The sequence below is a fragment of the Shinella oryzae genome (genome assembly GCF_023038235.1).
Taxonomy (GTDB): domain Bacteria; phylum Pseudomonadota; class Alphaproteobacteria; order Rhizobiales; family Rhizobiaceae; genus Shinella; species Shinella sumterensis.
The window spans coordinates 530,847-548,747 of the sequence record NZ_CP081987.1 but is presented as its reverse complement, the minus strand read 5'-3'; the positions used below and the strand labels follow the sequence as shown (position 1 = coordinate 548,747).

At 65.6% G+C, this 17,901-nt stretch carries 18 protein-coding genes; 7 read left to right on the top strand and 11 right to left on the bottom strand.

The features are described from left to right. Nucleotides 1-110: 110 nt before the first annotated feature. From K6301_RS02685 to K6301_RS02675, 3 genes are read left to right on the top strand one after another with little or no spacing between them, the layout of a single operon-like run. Complete coding sequence (locus K6301_RS02685; protein WP_247219135.1) at nucleotides 111-383, top strand: hypothetical protein; 273 nt, start codon at nucleotides 111-113, stop codon at nucleotides 381-383. A 43-nt stretch (nucleotides 384-426) separates the two neighbouring features. After that, nucleotides 427-1,179: a TlyA family RNA methyltransferase gene (locus K6301_RS02680; RefSeq protein WP_247219134.1), complete on the top strand. Its 753-nt coding sequence runs from the start codon at nucleotides 427-429 to the stop codon at nucleotides 1,177-1,179. After that, complete coding sequence (locus K6301_RS02675) at nucleotides 1,176-2,426, top strand: class I SAM-dependent RNA methyltransferase (protein WP_247219133.1); 1,251 nt, start codon at nucleotides 1,176-1,178, stop codon at nucleotides 2,424-2,426. Before K6301_RS02680 ends, K6301_RS02675 begins: the two co-directional genes overlap by 4 nt. A gap of 7 nt (nucleotides 2,427-2,433) precedes the next feature. Here the strand turns inward: K6301_RS02675 and K6301_RS02670 are convergent, their stop codons facing one another. The 3 genes from K6301_RS02670 to K6301_RS02660 all read right to left on the bottom strand — a co-directional run bounded on the left by K6301_RS02670 (nucleotide 2,434) and on the right by K6301_RS02660 (nucleotide 5,632). After that, nucleotides 2,434-3,189, bottom strand: a complete 756-nt coding sequence (locus tag K6301_RS02670; RefSeq protein WP_247219132.1) for a crotonase/enoyl-CoA hydratase family protein — start codon at nucleotides 3,187-3,189, stop codon at nucleotides 2,434-2,436. A 13-nt stretch (nucleotides 3,190-3,202) separates the two neighbouring features. Then, nucleotides 3,203-4,975, bottom strand: coding sequence for an acyl-CoA dehydrogenase family protein (locus K6301_RS02665; protein WP_247219131.1), 1,773 nt, complete (start codon nucleotides 4,973-4,975; stop codon nucleotides 3,203-3,205). Between the two features lie 171 nt (nucleotides 4,976-5,146). Beyond that, nucleotides 5,147-5,632, bottom strand: coding sequence for a BA14K family protein (locus tag K6301_RS02660; RefSeq protein WP_247219129.1), 486 nt, complete (start codon nucleotides 5,630-5,632; stop codon nucleotides 5,147-5,149). A gap of 161 nt (nucleotides 5,633-5,793) precedes the next feature. Between K6301_RS02660 and K6301_RS02655 the strand changes: the two genes are divergently transcribed. After that, complete coding sequence (locus K6301_RS02655) at nucleotides 5,794-6,888, top strand: glycoside hydrolase family 25 protein (RefSeq protein ID WP_247219127.1); 1,095 nt, start codon at nucleotides 5,794-5,796, stop codon at nucleotides 6,886-6,888. Nucleotide 6,889: 1 nt separating this feature from the next. Here K6301_RS02655 and K6301_RS02650 read toward each other — a convergent pair whose 3' ends face one another. Continuing rightward, the gene (locus tag K6301_RS02650) at nucleotides 6,890-8,827 is read right to left on the bottom strand and encodes a DUF2207 domain-containing protein (RefSeq protein ID WP_247219125.1); all 1,938 of its coding nucleotides are present in this window, start codon (nucleotides 8,825-8,827) and stop codon (nucleotides 6,890-6,892) included. A 14-nt stretch (nucleotides 8,828-8,841) separates the two neighbouring features. Next, complete coding sequence (locus tag K6301_RS02645) at nucleotides 8,842-9,390, bottom strand: LemA family protein (RefSeq protein WP_247219123.1); 549 nt, start codon at nucleotides 9,388-9,390, stop codon at nucleotides 8,842-8,844. 166 nt (nucleotides 9,391-9,556) lie between these two features. Here K6301_RS02645 and K6301_RS02640 point away from each other — a divergent pair, with 166 nt between their 5' ends. Then, complete coding sequence (locus tag K6301_RS02640) at nucleotides 9,557-9,754, top strand: hypothetical protein (protein WP_247219121.1); 198 nt, start codon at nucleotides 9,557-9,559, stop codon at nucleotides 9,752-9,754. 213 nt (nucleotides 9,755-9,967) lie between these two features. Here the strand turns inward: K6301_RS02640 and K6301_RS02635 are convergent, their stop codons facing one another. From K6301_RS02635 to K6301_RS02610, 6 genes are all read right to left on the bottom strand, one after another. Next, nucleotides 9,968-10,924 carry a glycine--tRNA ligase subunit alpha gene (locus K6301_RS02635; RefSeq protein ID WP_247219119.1) on the bottom strand — a complete coding sequence of 319 codons (957 nt, stop codon included), beginning with the start codon at nucleotides 10,922-10,924 and terminating at the stop codon, nucleotides 9,968-9,970. A 186-nt stretch (nucleotides 10,925-11,110) separates the two neighbouring features. Then, nucleotides 11,111-12,181 carry a dTDP-glucose 4,6-dehydratase gene (locus tag K6301_RS02630; protein ID WP_247219117.1) on the bottom strand — a complete coding sequence of 357 codons (1,071 nt, stop codon included), beginning with the start codon at nucleotides 12,179-12,181 and terminating at the stop codon, nucleotides 11,111-11,113. A 210-nt stretch (nucleotides 12,182-12,391) separates the two neighbouring features. Then, nucleotides 12,392-12,583 carry a hypothetical protein gene (locus K6301_RS02625; RefSeq protein ID WP_160870729.1) on the bottom strand — a complete coding sequence of 64 codons (192 nt, stop codon included), beginning with the start codon at nucleotides 12,581-12,583 and terminating at the stop codon, nucleotides 12,392-12,394. 25 nt (nucleotides 12,584-12,608) lie between these two features. Continuing rightward, a complete protein-coding gene (locus tag K6301_RS02620; protein WP_247219115.1) occupies nucleotides 12,609-13,484 on the bottom strand; it encodes a S49 family peptidase in 876 nt (291 codons plus the stop codon). Nucleotides 13,485-13,560: 76 nt separating this feature from the next. Then, nucleotides 13,561-14,340: a tRNA1(Val) (adenine(37)-N6)-methyltransferase gene (locus tag K6301_RS02615; protein ID WP_247219113.1), complete on the bottom strand. Its 780-nt coding sequence runs from the start codon at nucleotides 14,338-14,340 to the stop codon at nucleotides 13,561-13,563. 193 nt (nucleotides 14,341-14,533) lie between these two features. Next, nucleotides 14,534-14,755: a putative signal transducing protein gene (locus K6301_RS02610; RefSeq protein WP_160870728.1), complete on the bottom strand. Its 222-nt coding sequence runs from the start codon at nucleotides 14,753-14,755 to the stop codon at nucleotides 14,534-14,536. Between the two features lie 107 nt (nucleotides 14,756-14,862). Here K6301_RS02610 and K6301_RS02605 point away from each other — a divergent pair, with 107 nt between their 5' ends. Both K6301_RS02605 and K6301_RS02600 read left to right on the top strand, forming a co-directional pair. Then, nucleotides 14,863-15,879 carry a polyprenyl synthetase family protein gene (locus tag K6301_RS02605; RefSeq protein WP_247219111.1) on the top strand — a complete coding sequence of 339 codons (1,017 nt, stop codon included), beginning with the start codon at nucleotides 14,863-14,865 and terminating at the stop codon, nucleotides 15,877-15,879. 165 nt (nucleotides 15,880-16,044) lie between these two features. Then, on the top strand, nucleotides 16,045-17,898 hold the full coding sequence (locus K6301_RS02600) for a tetratricopeptide repeat protein (protein ID WP_247219109.1): 1,854 nt from the start codon (nucleotides 16,045-16,047) through the stop codon (nucleotides 17,896-17,898). Nucleotides 17,899-17,901 lie beyond the last annotated feature (3 nt).

The window sequence follows — 17,901 nt, the reverse complement described above, 5'->3', positions numbered from 1 at the left end:
TCTCAACCATGCCGTTTTGCAACCGCGTAACCACATTCCTTGGCCGTTCCGAAACCTCCGGCTGCTAGTGTCCCGTCAAAGACAAAAAAGACCGGACAGGGATTTTCACCATGCGTTACGCGCGTCTTGCAGCTCTCGCCGCCGCCCTTTGCCATGCGCCGGCGATGGCGGCGGACGAGCGGCCGGCGCACGACCCGGCCATCGAGGCCGCGGCAATCGCTATCCTCCAGAAGAAGCTGCCGGATATCCGCAAGTCGCACGATATCGGCGAGGAACCCGTGATCGTTCGCCGCGAGCCGCCGCAGGCGACCTTGCAGGGTATTTCGGCGCTGATCGATCTCGATTCGGCGCACGCCTTTTCCCGCCGCATCATCTGGCTTTAATTCCGGGGCTTGCCTCTTGCCGCGCAAGGCGTCATGAGAGGCGATGTCCGAACCCACCGAAACCATCCGCCTCGACCAGCTCCTGCTGAATGCCGGCCTCGTGCCCAGCCGCTCGCGGGCGCGCGATTCCATCGCGCGCGGCACCGTGACCGTCAATGGCCGCGTCGTCACCAAGCCGAGTTCCTGCTTTCCCGCTTCCGCCGTCATCGCCATCGACGACCCCGCGCAGGACTACGTGTCGCGCGCCGCGCTGAAGCTGACGGCAGCGCTCGACCATTTCCGCCTCGATCCCGCAGGCCTCGACTGTCTCGATATCGGCGCCTCCACCGGCGGCTTCACGCAGGTGCTGCTGGAGCGCGGTGCCGCCCATGTCGTCGCCATCGATGTCGGCCACGACCAGATGCACCCGAAGCTGCGCGCCGACGCGCGTGTCACCAATCTTGAAGGCCTCAATGCGCGGGCGCTCACCCGCGATGACATTGACGACCGGCCGGTCGGCTGCATCGTCTCCGACGTGTCCTTCATCTCGCTGAAGCTCGCATTGCCACCGGCACTCTCCTTCGCTGAGACCGGCGCTTTCTGCGTGCTTCTCGTCAAGCCGCAGTTCGAGGCGGGCCGCGAGGCGATCAGCAAGGCGGGGCTTCTGAAAGACCCCGACAGCGCGCCCGCGGTCGCTGCCGAACTGGAACGCTGGCTGGTGGAGGACATGGGCTGGAAGAGCCTCGGCCTCATCCCCTCGCCGATTGCCGGCGGCGACGGCAATGTCGAATTCCTGCTGGGAGGCGTGAAGCCATGACGACCGAGACGCTGACCATCGCGCGGCTCGGTAGCGGCGGCGACGGCATTGCCGACACGCCCGCCGGCCCGGTCTATGTGCCCTTCACCCTGCCTGGCGAGACGGTCGCCGTCGCGCGCGTCAAGAACCACGGCACCGTCATGTCCATGTCGGTCGCCTCGCCCGAGCGGATCACGCCCGCCTGCGTGCATTTCGGCCCTGACGGCAAGAACGGCACCTGCGGCGGCTGCACGTTGCAACATGCAGGCGACGCGCTCTATCACGACTTCAAGCGCTCGCTCGTCGTCAGTGCCCTGAAATCCAAGGGGCTGACACCGGATGTGGCGCCGCTCGTCACGGCCGCGCCCGGCCAAAGGCGTCGCGTCACCTTCACCGCGCGCAAGACGGAAAAGGGCATGCTGCTGGGCTTCAACCAGGCCGGCAGCCACCACATCGTTTCCATCGAGCACTGTCCCATCGCCAGCGACGGCATCGTTTCCCGGCTAGATGCGATCCGGCAGGTCGCGGCGGCCATCGCCACCTCGGCCGAGCCGTTCCGCGTGACCGTGCTGGAAACCTTGACGGGCCTCGACCTCGCCTTCGAAGGGGTAAAGAAGGTCGGCACCCGGGAACGCCATGCCGTGACCGAAAGCGTGCTGGCGCTGCGCGGGATCGCGCGCGTGACCAGCGACGGCGAAATCCTGATCGAGCCGATGAAGCCGGAGATCGAATTCGGCGGCGTGCGCGTCTCTCCGCCATCAGGCGGCTTCACCCAGGCGACGAAACCCGCCGAGGAGGCCATGGCCGACCTCGTGCTGGCCGCGCTCGGCAAGGCCAAGCGGGTCGCCGATCTCTTTGCCGGCTCGGGCACCTTCGCCCTGCGCATCGCGCGCCAGGCCAAGGTGCATGCGGTGGAAGGCGATGAAAAGGCGATCAAGGCGCTGGACCATGCCGCGCGCAACACGCAGGGCCTGAAGCCCGTGACCATCGAAAGGCGCGATCTCTTCCGCCGCCCGCTGATGGCCTCCGAACTGAAGGTCTACGATGCCGTGGTCTTCGATCCGCCGCGCGCGGGCGCGGAAGACCAGTGCAAGGAACTTGCCCGCTCCGGCGTGAAGTCCATTGTCGCCGTGTCGTGCAACCCGATCAGCCTTGCCCGCGATCTCGCAATCCTCACCGCCGCTGGCTACCGGATCCGCCTCGTGACACCCATAGACCAGTTCCTTTGGTCGGCCCATGTCGAGGCGGTTGCGGTGCTGGAGAAATAGGATCGGCTCAACGGCGCGTCATGAAGGCCTCGAAGGCGGCGCGTGCCTCCGGGCTTTTCAGCTGCGCGGAGAAATGGCCGAGTTCTTCATCGATGCGTGCGAGCACATCAGACCGGTCGCCGCGAACGAGATTGCGGGCAATGGCCAGCGCCTTCGGCGGCTTGGCGGCGAGGCGGCCTGCGGCGGCGAGGGTTTCGCGTTCGACGGCACCGGGCTCGACCACCGCATAGACGAGGCCTGCCTCCTTCGCCGCGCTTGCGGAAAAGCCGTCACCGGCCGCCAGCAGCGCGAAGGCCCGCTGATGACCCATGACACGCGGCGCAAGCAGGCTGGAGGCCGCCTCCGGCACCAGCGCCAGGTCCACAAAGGGCGTGCGGAACTGCGTGCGCTCCGACGCATAGGTCAGATCGCAATGCAGGTGGATCGTGGTGCCGATACCGATGGCAAGTCCGTCCACGCCGGAAACGAGTGGCTTCGTGTAGGTGGCGAGCGCGTAAAGAAAATCGACCGCCTCGCGCGCCATGGCACCGCCCATCGCGACGGCCATGAAATCGGTGAGATCGTTGCCGGCGGAAAAGCAGCCTTCGGAACCGAGGAAGACGGTGGCGCGCACGCCCTCGTCCACGTCGCCCTCTTTCAGCGCCGCCGTCATGGCCTCGTACATCGCACGGGTGATGGCGTTCTTCTTGTCGGCGCGATTGAAACGGATCACCTGGACGCCCGGTGCGGCCTCGGGACGCTCGATCAGGATATGGTCGGTCATGTTCTCTTCCTTCTCAGCCCAGAACGGCGCGCGCTGCCGCAAGGCTCGCTGCGCCGCCGATCACCCGCTCGCGCAGCGCGGCGGTCTCGCCGATGACATTCTCCGCCGCAAAGCGGCAGAGCGCCGCGCGCTCCTCGTTGCGGCCATCGCCGCCATCGGCAAGCGCGCCCTTGGAGAGATAGGCGCCGGTCAACACCAGGCCGAAGAGGCGCTGATAGGGCGTGGCCCCGGCAAGCGCCTCGACCTGCCGGCCTTCCGCGACGGCGGCGAGCAGCCATTCGGTGGCGGTTTCCAGGTCGGCAATGCTGGCGGTAAGCCGTTCGCCGGTCTCGCCCAGCGCCGGCATATTGCTGGCAGCCGCCTTTGCGGCGATATCCCGCAATTCGGCGATGAAGCCGCGGATGTGGTTTCCCTCCGACAGCGGCAGCTTGCGCGTCACGAGATCGATGGCCTGGATGCCGTTGGTGCCCTCGTAGATCGGCGCGATGCGCGCGTCCCTGTAAAGGCGGGCGGCACCGGTTTCCTCGATGAAGCCCATGCCGCCATGTACCTGGACGCCGAGCGAGGCGACATCGACTCCGGCATCGGTGGCAAAGCTCTTGGCAACGGGCGTCAGGAGGCTCGCGCGCTCGGACCAGTGCCTGGCATCCGCACCATGCGCCATGTCGACGGCGTGGGCGCAGGCATAGGTGATGGCGCGCGCACCCTGTGTCAGCACCTTCATGGTCAGCAGCATGCGCGCGACATCCGGGTGCTCGATAATGGGGCTCATGCTCAAACCCTGCCAGCCGGGCGCCTTGCCCTGCGTGCGCTCCTTCGCATAGGCGATGGCCTTCTGGGTGGCGGCTTCGGCGATGGCCACGCCCTGCATGCCGACGGCGAGGCGCGCATTGTTCATCATGGTGAACATGCAGGCGAGCCCGCGGTTCTCCTCGCCCACCAGCCAGCCGATGGCGCCCGATTCCTCCCCGAAGCGGCCGTCGCCGTAGATCATCGTGCAGGTGGGGGAGCCGTGGATGCCGAGCTTGTGTTCGATGGAATGGCAATAGGCGTCGTTGCGCGGGCCGAGCGAGCCATCCTCGTTGACGAGGAACTTAGGCACCAGGAACAGCGAGATGCCGCGCGTGCCGGCCGGCGCATCCGGCAGGCGGGCGAGAACGAGATGCACGATATTGTCGGTGAAATCGTGCTCGCCATAGGTGATGAAGATCTTCTGGCCGAACAGGCGGTAGGTGCCGTCATCGCGGCGCTCGGCGCGGGTCTTCATCACGCCGAGATCGGACCCCGCATGCGGCTCGGTGAGGTTCATCGAGCCCATCCATTCGCCAGAGACCATTTTCGGCAGATAGGTGTTCTTCAGGTGGTCGGAGCCATGCGCCGTCAGGGCCTCGATGGCGCCGATGGTCAGCGTCGGTCCGATGGCGAAGGCCATGGAGCCGCTGTTCCACATTTCCAGCGCGGCGACGTGCAGCATATGCGGCAGCCCCTGCCCGCCGAAATCCGGCGACGCGGTCAGCGAGTTCCAGCCGCCGTCCGCCCAGGCCTTGTAGAGCGCCGGCCAACCAGTCGGCATCGTCACCGCGCCATCGGCGAAGCGGGCGCCCTCGGTGTCGCCGATCGCGCCGAGCGGGGCGATCTCCTCGCTCGCGAAGCGGCCGGCTTCGGCGAGGATGGCGTCAACAAGATCGTCGGTGAGGTCGCCGAGATGGCCGCCGTCGAGCGCGGGCGCGAGGCCCGCCACGTGCTTGAGGGTGAACGCAATCTCCTCGACCGGCGCCTTGTACATCTCTATCCTCCTCTGCGCGCGCTCAGCCGAAGCGCGGCTCCTTGGCGGGCAGATTATTGATTTTTACGTAAACGTCAATGTTTGGCCCGCCCCCCTTGCCGGGCTTAGTAAAAGAAAAGGCTGACCGGTTACCCGGTCAGCCTTCGTTTCGATTCCTTCGGCCGAATGCGCTCAGCGATAGGGCGAATAGCACTGGCGGCGCGGGCCGTTATAGGGCTGGAACGTGTTGTCGTAGGCGCGATACGAGCGGTAGCGGTTGGCGCACCAGCTGACATGGCTGCGGCCGCCGGAATAGACGCGCCGGTCGCGGGCGACGGAACTGCCCACCACCGCCCCCATGCCCAGGATGGCGAGCGGCACCCAGGCATTGTCGCGATGGCGATAGTAGCGGCCATAATGGCGGCGATGATGCCAGCGGTCGCGGTAGTAACGCCCATGGTGGCGGTGCCAGCCGCGATTGCCGCGCCAATGACGGTCGCCACGCCAATGGCGATTGCCGCGCCAGTGCCGGCGATGATCAACGAGTTGAGCGCCGTTGCTTGTTTCAGCCGGCTGGACCTTCACGACCGGCAAGGGCATGGCGCCCACTGGTGCGACCGGGGTTGCGGCAAACAGCGCCGAAAGCGCAACGACAAGGCACTTGCTGGTCAGTCTCATGGCGTTTCTCCCTGGTCTCGCCGGCATCATAGGACGGCATAATTGCCAGCGAAACGCGAAAGGCCGGCGATTGTTCCCGCCGCCAAGTTTCAACGTTCCTTAACCATGTCTGCCGCACCATCGAACTTCGCGAAAAACCAGCGATTCGCGAAGGAGCGTCCATGCATTCCGCGCAGTTTTCCGGCCTTGCCGCCCTTCTCCTTTCGACGGCCCTTCCGCTTGCCGCGGCGGCCGCCGACGTCGAACCGTGGAAGAAGCCTGAGAACGCCATCGTCATCGACGCCTATGAGCTGAACGAGATCGACTGGTCCGACATGCTGACGGACAAGCGCATCGCGGGTTTCATCTCCAAGGCGTCCGACGGACTGCCGGAAAGCTATAGCTGCCAGGGCGATCATGGCGGCGACACGTTCGCGCACTGCAAGACCATGTGGCGCAAATATGCGGTGAGCCGCGAGCTCTACGAAACACGGCGGCTGCTCGCCCGCTCAAAGGGCCTGCTCTGGGGCGCCTATCACCTCGCCCGGCCCGGCAACCCGATCGAACAGGCCAACCATTTCCTCGACTATGCCAATCCCCAGGATGACGAGATGATGGTGCTCGATATCGAGGGGCTCGATCCGGACCGCTACATGTCGCTCGAAGACGCGCAGGTCTTCGCTGGCCATGTCCGCACGCGCACGGGCCGCTATCCCGTGCTCTACACCAATCACATCACGGCGCTGCACATCGCCACCAACCGCGATCGCTACCGGATCCTTTCGCGCCTGCCGCTCTGGTATGCCCGTTACAAGCCCGGCATTACCGGCAGCTTCCCGATGGGCAACTGGGACAACTACGCGCTCTGGCAGTTCTCGGCCGCCGCCAATTGCACGAAGCGGCGCTGCCCCTACCGGGTGAAGGGCGCGCTGAACGACATCGACGTGAATGTCGCGCCGATGACGAAGGCGGAGCTGAAAGCCGTCTGGGCCTTCGGTAGCCTGCTGCCGGAAAAGCCGCTCGAACCCGTCGACGATATCCTGACCGCCTCGATCCCCGCCGCAAGCCTGCTTAAGGCCACCGCCGAGGCCGCCGTTTCGGCGGGCACCGAGGCGCAGACGAGCGGTGTCGTGACCCTTGCCGGCGGCACGGCGGCCACCTTCTCCATCACGGTCTCGGGCGAGGCGAAGGCCGGCCTCTCCGCCGCTGCCGGCGTTACGGCGAAGCCCGGGCATCGCCTGGTCGAAGTGACGCCGCTGAACTATCAGGACCTCTGAACTACCAGCCGCCGCCACCACCGCCGCCACCGCCCCCGCCGGAAAAACCGCCGCCCGACGAGAAGCCGGAGGACGAACTTTTCGGCGGATCCGGCAGCGAGGACTGCATGGTGCCGGCCATGGACCCGGCGAAATCGCCCATCCGGTCGGAGAAGCGGCCCGAGGAGAAATCATCGCCGTGATACCAGGCCGGCTGGTAGGCGGTCGCCGCCGCGCCCGCAGCGGCAGCCGACAGCAGCCAGCGGTCGAAGGTCTGCGACCAGGGTTTTTCCACGCCGAGCGCCACCGCATAGGGCAGCAGCGTCTCGAAATGGCGGGGCGACATTTCCGGCGCGCCGGCCATGTTCATGCGGTCCTTCTCGGCAAGCGTCAGATACTGGCGCAGTCCCTCGATGCCGTCCATCATCCGGCGTCCGAGCGGCGTGGGTGCGCCCATCAGGAAGAAGAAGACGATATTGGCGACAACGATGCCGCCGACCGCAACGAAAAGCGGCATCTCGCCGGCCGCTTCGGCCTCGGCGAAGACCGCAATCGCAATGCCGCCGAAGACGGTGAAGAGCACGAAGCTGACAAAGGCGATCATGGCCACGGCGAGGATGCGCGCGCCGAGCGTTTTGGCCTGCCGCAGGCTGCGGCCCAGCGCCATGGCGAAGATCGACACGAAGACGGCGGCGAAGACCGGCAGGATGACGAGGGCAGCACCCTCCTCCGGCAGGGAGCCGAAGATCAGCAGCGCGGCAAGGCAGGCAAGCGAGAGAAGGATGCCGCCGATCACCTGCGGCCAGTTCGCCAGATAATATTTGTGGCGGTGCTCCTTTTCCATCGCATCGCGGAAACCGCCGCCGAGCGTCTGCACCCGCTTGCCGTTCGCCTTCTCGATGACGAAATCGCCGCCATCCGACGGCAGCGCGGCAAACAGCACAGCCTCGCCGATGGGCAGGGCGCCGGAGGGCGATTTGCCCGTGCGGCTGACGACGATGGATTTCTTGAGATCCTTCAGTTCGACGAGGCCCTTGACGGCAAGGCTGAGGAAAGCCGCGGCGACGGCCGTCCAACCCTGCCCGCCAAAGCCCTTGCCGTCGATATAGTTGACGAGCGCCGGCGAAATGCCCTCGGGTGCATCCCAGCGCGGCACCATGACGCCGGGCGGCGGATCGCGCCCCACGGAAAGCCACGCCCAGAGATAATAGCCGACGACGAGCACGAGCCCGCCGAAGGACAGGAATAGATTGCGGTTGTCGCTGAAGAACAGCGCGCGCTCCTCCTCGGGCGTCGGTTTGTCGATGCTGCCCGCCGGCATCTTCACGGCGATCGTCAGACCCTCATAGGGTGCAAGCGCATGCGTCGTTTCGAACAGCGCGCGATTGCCGCGGTTTTCGGCACGCGCATTCTTGTCGCCCGAGCCGAACTCCCCGGTGAAGGCGGTCAGCTCCTGCGCCGTGACGCCCGCCGGCAGCGTGACGGTGGCGCTCGCCGCCCGGATGGGGAAGGCCCATTCCGTGCCGGTGACGTTCCAGTAGAGCTCGTCATGCGTATCGAAGAAGCGGATCTGCCGCGTCGTCTCGTAGGTCAGACGGTATTCATGAAAGCCCGGCGACAGCAGCCTGTCGCTCGAGCCGAAATAGATGCGCACACCGCGGCGGATGGTTTCCGTGCGATAGGGCTCGGGCTGGCCGTCGCGCTCGACGCGCAGCACCTTGAAGCCCACCTCGCGCTCGCGGCCACCGGCATCCATGAAGGTGAGCGGGAAATCGCGATAGATGCCGCGACGGATCTTGTCGCCTTCGGCATGGACCCGCATCGTCTCCGTCACGGTCAGGACGCCGTTCTTGGCCACCGTGATGTCGGAATGGTAGCGGTCGAAATATTCTTCCGCCTGCGCGGCGCCCCCGACCAGCAGGCACAGCCACAACGTCAGGAAAGCCGCGATCCGCGTCATGGGGGTCTCCGGTATCAGAACTTCACGCTCGGCACGGCCCTGTCGGCCGGGTTGTCGATCTCGAAATAGGGCGCCTTTTCGAATTTGAAGACGCTGGCCACAAGATTGGAGGGAAAGCTCTCGACCTTGACGTTGAGGTCGCGCGCCGCGCCGTTGTAATAGCGCCGCGACATCTGGATCTCGCCTTCGATGGTCTCCAGCGTCTGCTGCAATTCGGCGAAGTTCTGGTTGGCCTTGAGGTCGGGATAGGCCTCGGCGAGCGCGAAGAGCCGGCCGAGCGCCTGGCTCAGCATGCCCTCGGCCTGGGCGCGGCCGGCGATATCGCCCGCCGGCACGGCCTGCGCGCGGTTGCGCAGTTCCACGACCTTTTCCAGCGTTTCCTTCTCGTGCGCGGCATAGCCTTTGACGGTTTCGAGCAGGTTGGGGATGAGATCGGCGCGGCGCTTCAGCTGCACGTCGATGCCCGACCAGGCCTCTTCCTTCACCTGCCGCGCGCGCACGAGGCCGTTGTAGATGACGATGGCGTAGAGGACGACCACCGCCGCAATTGCCAGACCGATCATGGGCTTCTCCGCTCCTTCATGGCGTTTGCAGCGACCTTAGCATCGAACGCGCGGCTGGAAAGCCCCCTGCGGGCGATGCCGGCGGCCTTGTCACCAGGGGAACCGCGCGCGGCCGCGCTTTGCCCGATAGTGGCTTCATCGCCAACCGAACCTTGAAGCCGCCGCCATGAAAGCCCTCGCCCTCTCGCTCAACGTCCTCGGCTTCACCGCTCTCTTCCTTGCCTACACGATGGGTGCGGCGATCGACCGGCCGACGGGTGTGCGTCGCGCGCTCCAGACTTATGCCGGCCAGCTGCCGACCGGCGCCTTCCCGACGCTCAAGCCGGTCTGGGAACTGGGTGTGAAGGTCACGACCGTCGCCTGAGCGCAAAGAAAAAGCCATCCGGCCTGGCGGATGGCTTTTTGCTAGGTAGTGCATTTTGGGTGTCGCCCGGACGGCGCATCCCCTCTGTCGTCATCCTCGGGCTTGACCCGAGGATCCATCCACATCCGCCGAGTTTGCCGCGTGGATCCTCGGGTCAAGCCCGAGGATGACGGAGGAGAGGTGCGGTGGCGCCGGCAACAGAAAGACCGACTCTCAGGCGGCGTCCTTGTTCCAGTTTGCCCCGCCGGCATCCGTCAGCAGGAAGGCTTCGCCACAGGCCTTGGCGAGCGTGCGCACGCGCAGGATGTAGCTCTGGCGCTCGGTGACGGAGATCACGCCGCGGGCATCGAGCAGGTTGAAGACGTGGCTGGCCTTGATGCACTGGTCATAGGCCGGCAGCACGCATTTGTGCAGGGCGTTGCTGTCGCCCGGCGCACCGGCGGCGAGCAGGGCCTGGCACTCCTTTTCCGCATCGATGAAGTGGCGGTGCAGCATGGCCGTGTCGGCATATTCGAAGTTGAAGCGGGAATATTCCTGCTCGGCCTGCAGGAAGACATCGCCATAGGTGATCTTCTCGTCGCCCTCGCGGCCGTTGAAGTTCAGGTCGTAGACGTTGTCGACACCCTGCACATACATGGCGAGGCGTTCGAGGCCGTAGGTCAGTTCGCCGGCGACCGGCGCGCATTCGATGCCGCAGACCTGCTGGAAATAGGTGAACTGCGAGACTTCCATGCCGTCGCACCAGCATTCCCAGCCGAGGCCCCAGGCACCCAGCGTCGGGCTTTCCCAATCGTCCTCGACGAAGCGCACGTCGTGCAGGAGCGGATCGAGGCCGATGGCGGCGAGCGAGCCGAGATAGAGCTCCTGGAGGTTCGACGGGTTCGGCTTCAGGATGACCTGGTACTGGTAATAGTGCTGGAGACGATTCGGGTTTTCGCCGTAGCGGCCGTCCGACGGGCGGCGCGAGGGCTGCACATAGGCGGCCCGCCACGGGCGCGGCCCGAGCGCGCGCAGCGTGGTTGCCGGATGGAACGTTCCCGCCCCCACTTCCATGTCGTAGGGCTGGAGCACCGCGCAACCCTTGTCCGCCCAGTAGTTATGCAGGGTCAGGATCAGCGCCTGAAAGGAGCGGGTCGGGTTCATGTGATCAGGCAGGGCGGCAGAGGTCATCGGTCATGTCCGGACATTCATAGAAGCTGGCGGACTGGTGCCACGATGCGCCGGAAGGGTCAAGGGAAAGAGGAATTAGGCGGTAGGCAATAGGCAGTCGGCAATAGGTGTGAAATCGTCGGGCAAAGACTTGTACAACTCCCCTTAAACCCTACTGCCTAAATCCTATTGCCTACCGCCTCCCTTTCAGTGCCGCTCCAGCGAGCGGAAGAGCCCCGACCCCGCCGTCTGCGTGACGACCTGCACGCGTTGCGGTGCGAGGTCGGGCACCTGTGCGAGGCGGCGGCGTGCGCCCCCGGGAATGCGCGCGCCATACCAGGCGGCGAGCGCCGGCAGTTCTCGGCGAAGCGATCCCTTCGCCTGCCAGCCGAGCGCTTTCAGCGCGCTCGTATCGAGCGGCGGGCGGCTGGCATTCTTCGGGCGGCCGGCAACGAAGCTCACGCCGGCAACGGGGTCCTGCACCGTCTCCAGTACCATGCGCGCGACGGAGAGAATATCGACGGGGTCTTCGCCTGCGACATTGTAGGTGGCGTTTTCCGCGCCGTGCGTGACGACGGTGCGCAGCGCCGTGCAGAAATCCGCGATCGTCAGGAAGCTGCGGCGTTGCAGGCCGTCGCCGTGTACCGGCAATGCGCGGCCGACGGCCGCCAGTTCCAGGAAGCGCGGCAACAGCTTCTCCACGTTCTGGCGCGTGCCGATCAGGTTGACGGGCCGCAGCACGCGGATATCGAGGCCGAAGGAGCGGGTCAGGCCGGCAATCAGCATTTCGGCCGCGGCCTTGGAGGCGCCGTAGGGATTGTCGGGCATCAGCGGCGAACGCTCGCCGGCCGGCGCATTCTCGCCCGATCCATAGACTTCGGCCGAACTGATATGGATCATCAGCGGCACGCTGCGCCGTCCCATCGCCTCCACCAGCACCTGCGTGCCCAGCGCATTGGCGAGCGTGAAGCGCTCGGGAACCGAAAAGGCGCGTTCGACATGGCTTTCGGCGGCGGCATGCACCACCAGATCGGCCCCCTTCAGGACCTCCGTCACCAGGTCGAGATTGCAGACATCGCCTTGCTGGATCGTCACCCGCCCGGAGCGCAGGGCCGCATCGAGATGCGACATATCCGCGGCATAGGTGAAGGCATCGAGCACGCGGATGCGCGCCATCGGACAGTGCGCCAGAAGATCGTCGACGATATGGGAGCCGACGAAGCCGGCGCCACCCGTCACGACGATGGTGCGGATATGGTCGAGGTCGAGCGAGGCCATGGTGTACTCCGATCAGCGCAGAGGCATTGCAATCCGCCCTCATGGCGGCCATGCCCTCAGGATCGGCCGTTACGCGCGCGGGCTCAACACGCGCCAGCGTTGCACAGCGATAAATCCGGAATTAACCTTACGAGGCTTGGTTAACGTGCAAAAACAACGCGTAAGCCTTCGTTTCATTGCCCCGGAACGGGATGAAACCGTGCCGAAACGCTACTCGTCGTCGCGGCGTACGCGGTACTCGCCCGTCTCCGGATCCTTGACGAGCGTGCCGGTCGCGCCGGTGCGGCGCTCCTCTTCGGTGCGGCGGCGCAGGCGGCTCAGGCGCTCGGCATCCGACACGAATTTGCGGTAGCCGAACCAGGCAAGGCCGACGACCAGAAGCAGAAAGATAATCTGGGCCATGCCCTCCCCCGTTGTTCTACGCGCCTTATCCGGTCAGGCCGAAGCGGCCCCACAGCGCCTTTTCTTCCGCAAGCTCGGCCACGGCCGAAACACCGGCCGACCCTATACGGTCTGCCATGTCGAGGGAAAGCCCCCCGACGCCGGGCGTCTTGCGTCCGAACAATCCCTTCGGAGTGGAGACGAGTTCGAGCCGCGTCGTCGGGCCATAGCGGCGCTTGAGCTCGGAGCGCATATCCGACAGCCCGTCGACAAGCCCGAGCGCGCGGCCGCGACCGCCGGTCCAGAACAGGCCGGAAAAGAGATCGGGGTCATCCGCAAGGCGTGTGCCGCGCCGTGCCTTCACCATGTCGATGAAGACCTGATGGATTTCGAGCTGCAGCGACTTCAGGTATTCGATGTCGCTTTCGCGCTCCGGCTGGAACGGATCAAGGATCGCCTTGTTGGAGCCGGCCGTGTAGACGCGCCTCTCCACGCCGATCTTCTTGAGCATCTCCGGAAAGCCGAAACCGCCCGAGACGACACCGATCGAGCCGACGATGGAGGTCGGATCGGCGAAGATTTCATCACCGGCGAGCGCGATCATATAGCCGCCGGACGCCGCCACATCCTCGACGAAGACAAGGACGTGCTTGTTCTTCTCAACCGCAAGGTCGCGAATGCGCTGGAAGATCAGCCGCGACTGCACCGGCGAGCCGCCGGGCGAATTGATGGAGATCGCGACGGCCGGCGCATCCTTGTAGGCGAAGGCCTTTTCGAGGGCGGGAGCGGCGCCCGCGAGGTTCAGCGCCGGGCGAAACTGGCTGCCGCCGGCCATGATCGCGCCATGCAGCCGGACGACGGGAACGACGACGCCCTCCTTGCGGAACTTCTTCGGCACCAGCCTCTTCAAAAATCCGGCCATGCGGGTCGTGTCTCCTGTTCTTTCGTCCGGCTGATGTATGCACGGGACGGCAAAACGCAATGGCGCACCGGAAAATTCAGGGGCGGGAGAGGCGCGCATAACTTGCGCGGCCGTTGTTCAGATCGTTGACGAACGGGCTGAAGGCATGGCCGGGCCCGTCGTGCATGACGAGTGGCATGCGCAGGTTCAGCCGGGCGCGCGAGCCCTTGATCGCCGTCAAGAGGATACGCAGCGCACTCTCACCGGCACGGGGATGGATCGGCGTGATCTCGATGCCGCCGAAGCGCCGGCCGCAGGCGGCGATGATCTCGGCGATGGATTGCGGCCGGGCGATCAGCGAGAGCTGGCCGCCGGGCTTCAGGATGGCGCCGGCCGTGCGGATCCAACGCTCGAACAGGTCGTCCTCCATGGCATGCGCCGCCGCCTTCAGCGCATCCGGCGCGCGGCGGTCCGCGGCATCGTTGAAGGGCGGGTTCATGATAACGTGATCGTGATCGTCATCGGCCAGGCCGGCCACCACACGGGCCCGTCCGGTCAGCGTCACGTCCGCCTCCAGCACGCTGACACGGCCGGCAAAGGGCGCATTCTCTTCAAGCGCCAGCGACTTGCGGGCAAAGGCCGCCATGAGCGGCGAGCGCTCGACAAGCAGCACCTGCGCCTTCTCGATGCGGGCCGCGACGGCAAGGCCGGCAGCGCCTGCCCCGGCGCCGAGATCGGCGACGCGCATCGGCCCCTCGCCACCGACCAGCGACGCCAGAAGCATCGCATCCATGCCCGAGCGGTGGCCGACGCCCTTCGGCTGGACGACATGGAAGCGGCCGTAATGGAAGGCGTCGACGGTTTCGCGGATGGTCATGGCCCGGGAACCTTGGCGCCGCTGAATGCCGCATACCCCCCTCTGCCCTGCCGGGCATCTCCCCCACAAGGGGGGAGATCAAAGCGTGGCACCGCCTTGCCCCAGGTCGATCTCCCCCCCTGTGGGGGAGATGCCCGGCAGGGCAGAGGGGGGTGACACCACCGCACTCCGCAAGACAAAAAAGACGCCTCGCTCACGGGCGCAGCTCCGCGGCAAGCCCGGCGTCGCGCAGAATGCGGCGCGCCTCGTCCTCCCGGTCGCTCTCGACCAGGAAGCGGCGGGGCAGCATGCCAAGCGAGCCTTCAAGGATGCTCATCCCCTGATCGGCGATCAGGCAGTGGATGCCGGCCTCCTTCATCAGGCTCTCCGCGAAGGAGAGCAGAACGGCGTCGTTGGTGCGGATCAGTTCGATCATTCGGGTCTTTTCCAGCCTTAATTCCGGAGGCGGGACAATTCGCCTCTTGCCGCATGAGGCCCCGCTTTCTATTGTCTTTCAACAAAAATGAACAGGAGTCCGGGCATTTGGGCGTCGTGATACCGCTTGAAGAAGGCAAAAACAAACAGGCATCGGTGAAGCCGCTCGTCGACCTTACAAAAGCCGACATGGAACGGGTGAACCAGCTCATCCTGTCGAAAGCCGGTTCCGACGTGCAGATGATCCCCGAGGTCGCAAACCACCTCATCTCCTCCGGCGGCAAGCGCCTGCGCCCGATGCTGACGCTCGCCGCGGCCTCCATGTTCGGCTATGGCGGCGATCATCACGTCAAGCTCGCGACCAGCGTCGAGTTCATGCACACCGCCACGCTGCTGCATGACGACGTTGTTGACGAAAGCGACCTGCGCCGCGGAAAATCCACGGCCCGCATGATCTGGGGCAACCAGGCGAGCGTGCTTGTCGGCGACTTCCTGCTCGGCCAGGCCTTCAAGATGATGGTCGAGGTGGGGTCGCTGGAGGCGCTCGACGTGCTCTCGACCGCCGCCACCGTGATCGCCGAGGGCGAGGTTCTCCAGCTTTCCGTCGCCAAGAACATGGAGACGACCGAGGACGACTATCTCGAAGTCATCCGCGCCAAGACGGCCGCGCTCTTTGCCGCCGCCGCCGAAGTGGGCCCGATCGTCGCCAATACCGGCAAGGCCGAGCGCAATGCGCTGAAGTCCTACGGCATGAATCTCGGCCTCGCCTTCCAGCTGGTCGACGACGCGCTCGATTATGGCGGCAAGGCCGCAGACCTGGGCAAGAACACCGGCGACGATTTCCGCGAGGGCAAGATCACGCTGCCGGTCATCCTGGCCTGGCGGCGCGGCACGGCCGAAGACCGCGCCTTCTGGCGCGAGGCGATCGAGGGTGGCAAGAGCGACGACGCCAATCTGGAGCGCGCGTTCGGCCTCATCACCCGCTATGGCGGCCTGACGGACACGATCGCCCGCGCGCAGCATTACGGCATGATCGCCCGCGATGCGCTCGCCCCCCTTCCGGCAAGCCCCTGGAAGGACGCGCTGCTCGAAGTCATCGACTTCTCGATCGCCCGCGTGAGCTGACCGCATTCGGCCAAATCCGGCGTGGCAGGATTATCTTGCCGCGCCGCGCCAAAAAAGCCATTCTCTGCCGTCATGAGTCCATGACTGATTTGGGCGCTATCGTGGCGGGACGTGCCGCGCTGGGCGCCGGGGCGACCTTCATACCTTCCGGTGAAAGGCATTTTGATGCGGCATTTCTTCCTTCTTCGGCTTCTTTCCGGCGTGGCGATTGCTGCCAGCATCACGCTCGCCGGCCCCGTGGCCGGTCCGTTGGCCGCTTATGCGCAGGACAAGCCCGCTGCCGAGGCAGCCGATGAGACGCCGTTCGATCCGCTGAGCGTCAACACCTTCGCCGGCGCCTTCCTGGCCGCCCGCACCGCGGATTTCGACAAGGATTACGCCACCGCCGTCAAGCTCTACAAGATCGCGCTGCAGTTCGATCCGACGAACAACGACGTCAAGCAGCGCCTGATGGTCACGCTTTTGATGAGCGGCGACTTTGCCGAGGGCGTGAAGATGGCGGACACGCTGAAGAACGACCCGGCCGTCGAGCGCATTACCTCGACCGTGCGCGGCATGGAGGCGATCCGCAAGCGCGAATACAAGTCGGCGGAAAAGATCCTCGCCTACAAGGGGCCGAACGATCTCGACCGCATGATGAACGACCTCCTGCTCGCCTGGGCCAAGTTCGGCGACGGCAAGCCGAAGGAGGCGCTCAAGCTCATCACCGGCATGCAGGGGCCGGAATGGCTCGCCATCTTCAAGAACTACCACGCCGGCGCGCTTGCGGCCGCTGCGGGTGACAAGGCGACCGCCCGCGCGCGCCTCAACGAGGCAATCCTCGACCGCAACGGCGCGGGTGCCGCACCCGACACCTTCATTCGCGCCGTCATGGCGCTGGCCCGTCTCGAAGCCCGCGACGGCAACAAGCAGAAGGCGCTCGACGCCATCTCGGTCGGCGACAGCTTCGTCACCAGCTACGCGCCGCTGAAGGCATTGCGCCAGAGCATCGAGGCCGGCGAAAAGCAGGACCAGCAGGTTCGCACCGCCGCCCAGGGCGCGGCGGCCGTGTTGTTTTCCATCGGCGGCGCACTGAACCGCGACGGCGCGGAAGACATCGTGGCGCTCTATCTACAGGCCGCCCGTGCGCTCGATCCTGACAGCGACGACGTTCTGGTGCTTCTCGGCGGCATTGCCGAAAACCAGAAGAAGCCCGACATCGCCATCGATTATTACCGGGCCGTGCCCGAGAAATCGCCGATGCGCCGCATTTCCGAATTGCAGCTCGGCCTCAACCTCGCCGACACGGGCAAGGTGGAGGAGGCCAAGAAGCACCTCCAGGAACTGATCGATGCCGATCCGGCCGACCTGCGCAGCTATCTCGCGCTCGGCAGCGTCCTGTCCGACGCCAAGGACTATCGCGCGATGGCCACGCTCTACGACAAGGCCGTCGGTGTCATCGGCTCGGTCCCGACGCGCAATCACTGGAGCGTCTTCTTCCAGCGCGGCATTGCCTATGAGCGCCTGAAGGAATGGGACAAGGCGGAGCCGAATTTCCGCAAGGCGCTGGAATTGAACCCCGACCAGCCGCAGGTATTGAACTATCTCGGCTATTCCTGGGTGGACATGAACCGGAACCTCGACGAGGGCCTGGACATGATCCGCAAGGCGGTGAGCCTCAAGCCCGATGACGGCTATATCGTCGATTCGCTCGGCTGGGCCTATTACCGCCTCGGCCGCTTCGACGACGCCGTCGCGGAACTGGAGCGCGCCGCGGAGCTGAAGGCCGGCGATCCCACCATCAACGATCACCTCGGCGACGCCTATTGGCGCGTCGGCCGCAAGCTGGAAGCGACCTTCCAGTGGAACCGCGCGCTCGGGCTAAAGCCGGAAGACGCGGAGATCGTCAAGATCAAGGACAAGATCGAAAACGGTCTGGCCGATATCAAGCCGTCGGACCCGGCCTCGGCTGAGGCAAAGGAAGACAAGCCCGCGCAGAAGATCGCGCCGGAAGAAAAAGCCGCGGACCGCAAGTCCTGACCG

Excerpts from the sequence above, each read along its gene's own strand:
- K6301_RS02620 (WP_247219115.1), bottom strand. The coding sequence starts at position 13,484 with ATGGCCGGATTTTTGAAGAGGCTGGTGCCGAAGAAGTTCCGCAAGGAG.
- K6301_RS02675 (WP_247219133.1), top strand. The coding sequence starts at position 1,176 with ATGACGACCGAGACGCTGACCATCGCGCGGCTCGGTAGCGGCGGCGAC.
- K6301_RS02625 (WP_160870729.1), bottom strand. The coding sequence starts at position 12,583 with ATGGCCCAGATTATCTTTCTGCTTCTGGTCGTCGGCCTTGCCTGGTTC.
- K6301_RS02650 (WP_247219125.1), bottom strand. The coding sequence starts at position 8,827 with ATGACGCGGATCGCGGCTTTCCTGACGTTGTGGCTGTGCCTGCTGGTC.
- K6301_RS02640 (WP_247219121.1), top strand. The coding sequence starts at position 9,557 with ATGAAAGCCCTCGCCCTCTCGCTCAACGTCCTCGGCTTCACCGCTCTC.
- K6301_RS02630 (WP_247219117.1), bottom strand. The coding sequence starts at position 12,181 with ATGGCCTCGCTCGACCTCGACCATATCCGCACCATCGTCGTGACGGGT.
- K6301_RS02655 (WP_247219127.1), top strand. The coding sequence starts at position 5,794 with ATGCATTCCGCGCAGTTTTCCGGCCTTGCCGCCCTTCTCCTTTCGACG.
- K6301_RS02665 (WP_247219131.1), bottom strand. The coding sequence starts at position 4,975 with ATGTACAAGGCGCCGGTCGAGGAGATTGCGTTCACCCTCAAGCACGTG.
- K6301_RS02660 (WP_247219129.1), bottom strand. The coding sequence starts at position 5,632 with ATGAGACTGACCAGCAAGTGCCTTGTCGTTGCGCTTTCGGCGCTGTTT.
- K6301_RS02600 (WP_247219109.1), top strand. The coding sequence starts at position 16,045 with ATGCGGCATTTCTTCCTTCTTCGGCTTCTTTCCGGCGTGGCGATTGCT.
- K6301_RS02645 (WP_247219123.1), bottom strand. The coding sequence starts at position 9,390 with ATGATCGGTCTGGCAATTGCGGCGGTGGTCGTCCTCTACGCCATCGTC.
- K6301_RS02635 (WP_247219119.1), bottom strand. The coding sequence starts at position 10,924 with ATGACCTCTGCCGCCCTGCCTGATCACATGAACCCGACCCGCTCCTTT.
- K6301_RS02615 (WP_247219113.1), bottom strand. The coding sequence starts at position 14,340 with ATGACCATCCGCGAAACCGTCGACGCCTTCCATTACGGCCGCTTCCAT.
- K6301_RS02680 (WP_247219134.1), top strand. The coding sequence starts at position 427 with ATGTCCGAACCCACCGAAACCATCCGCCTCGACCAGCTCCTGCTGAAT.
- K6301_RS02685 (WP_247219135.1), top strand. The coding sequence starts at position 111 with ATGCGTTACGCGCGTCTTGCAGCTCTCGCCGCCGCCCTTTGCCATGCG.
- K6301_RS02670 (WP_247219132.1), bottom strand. The coding sequence starts at position 3,189 with ATGACCGACCATATCCTGATCGAGCGTCCCGAGGCCGCACCGGGCGTC.
- K6301_RS02610 (WP_160870728.1), bottom strand. The coding sequence starts at position 14,755 with ATGATCGAACTGATCCGCACCAACGACGCCGTTCTGCTCTCCTTCGCG.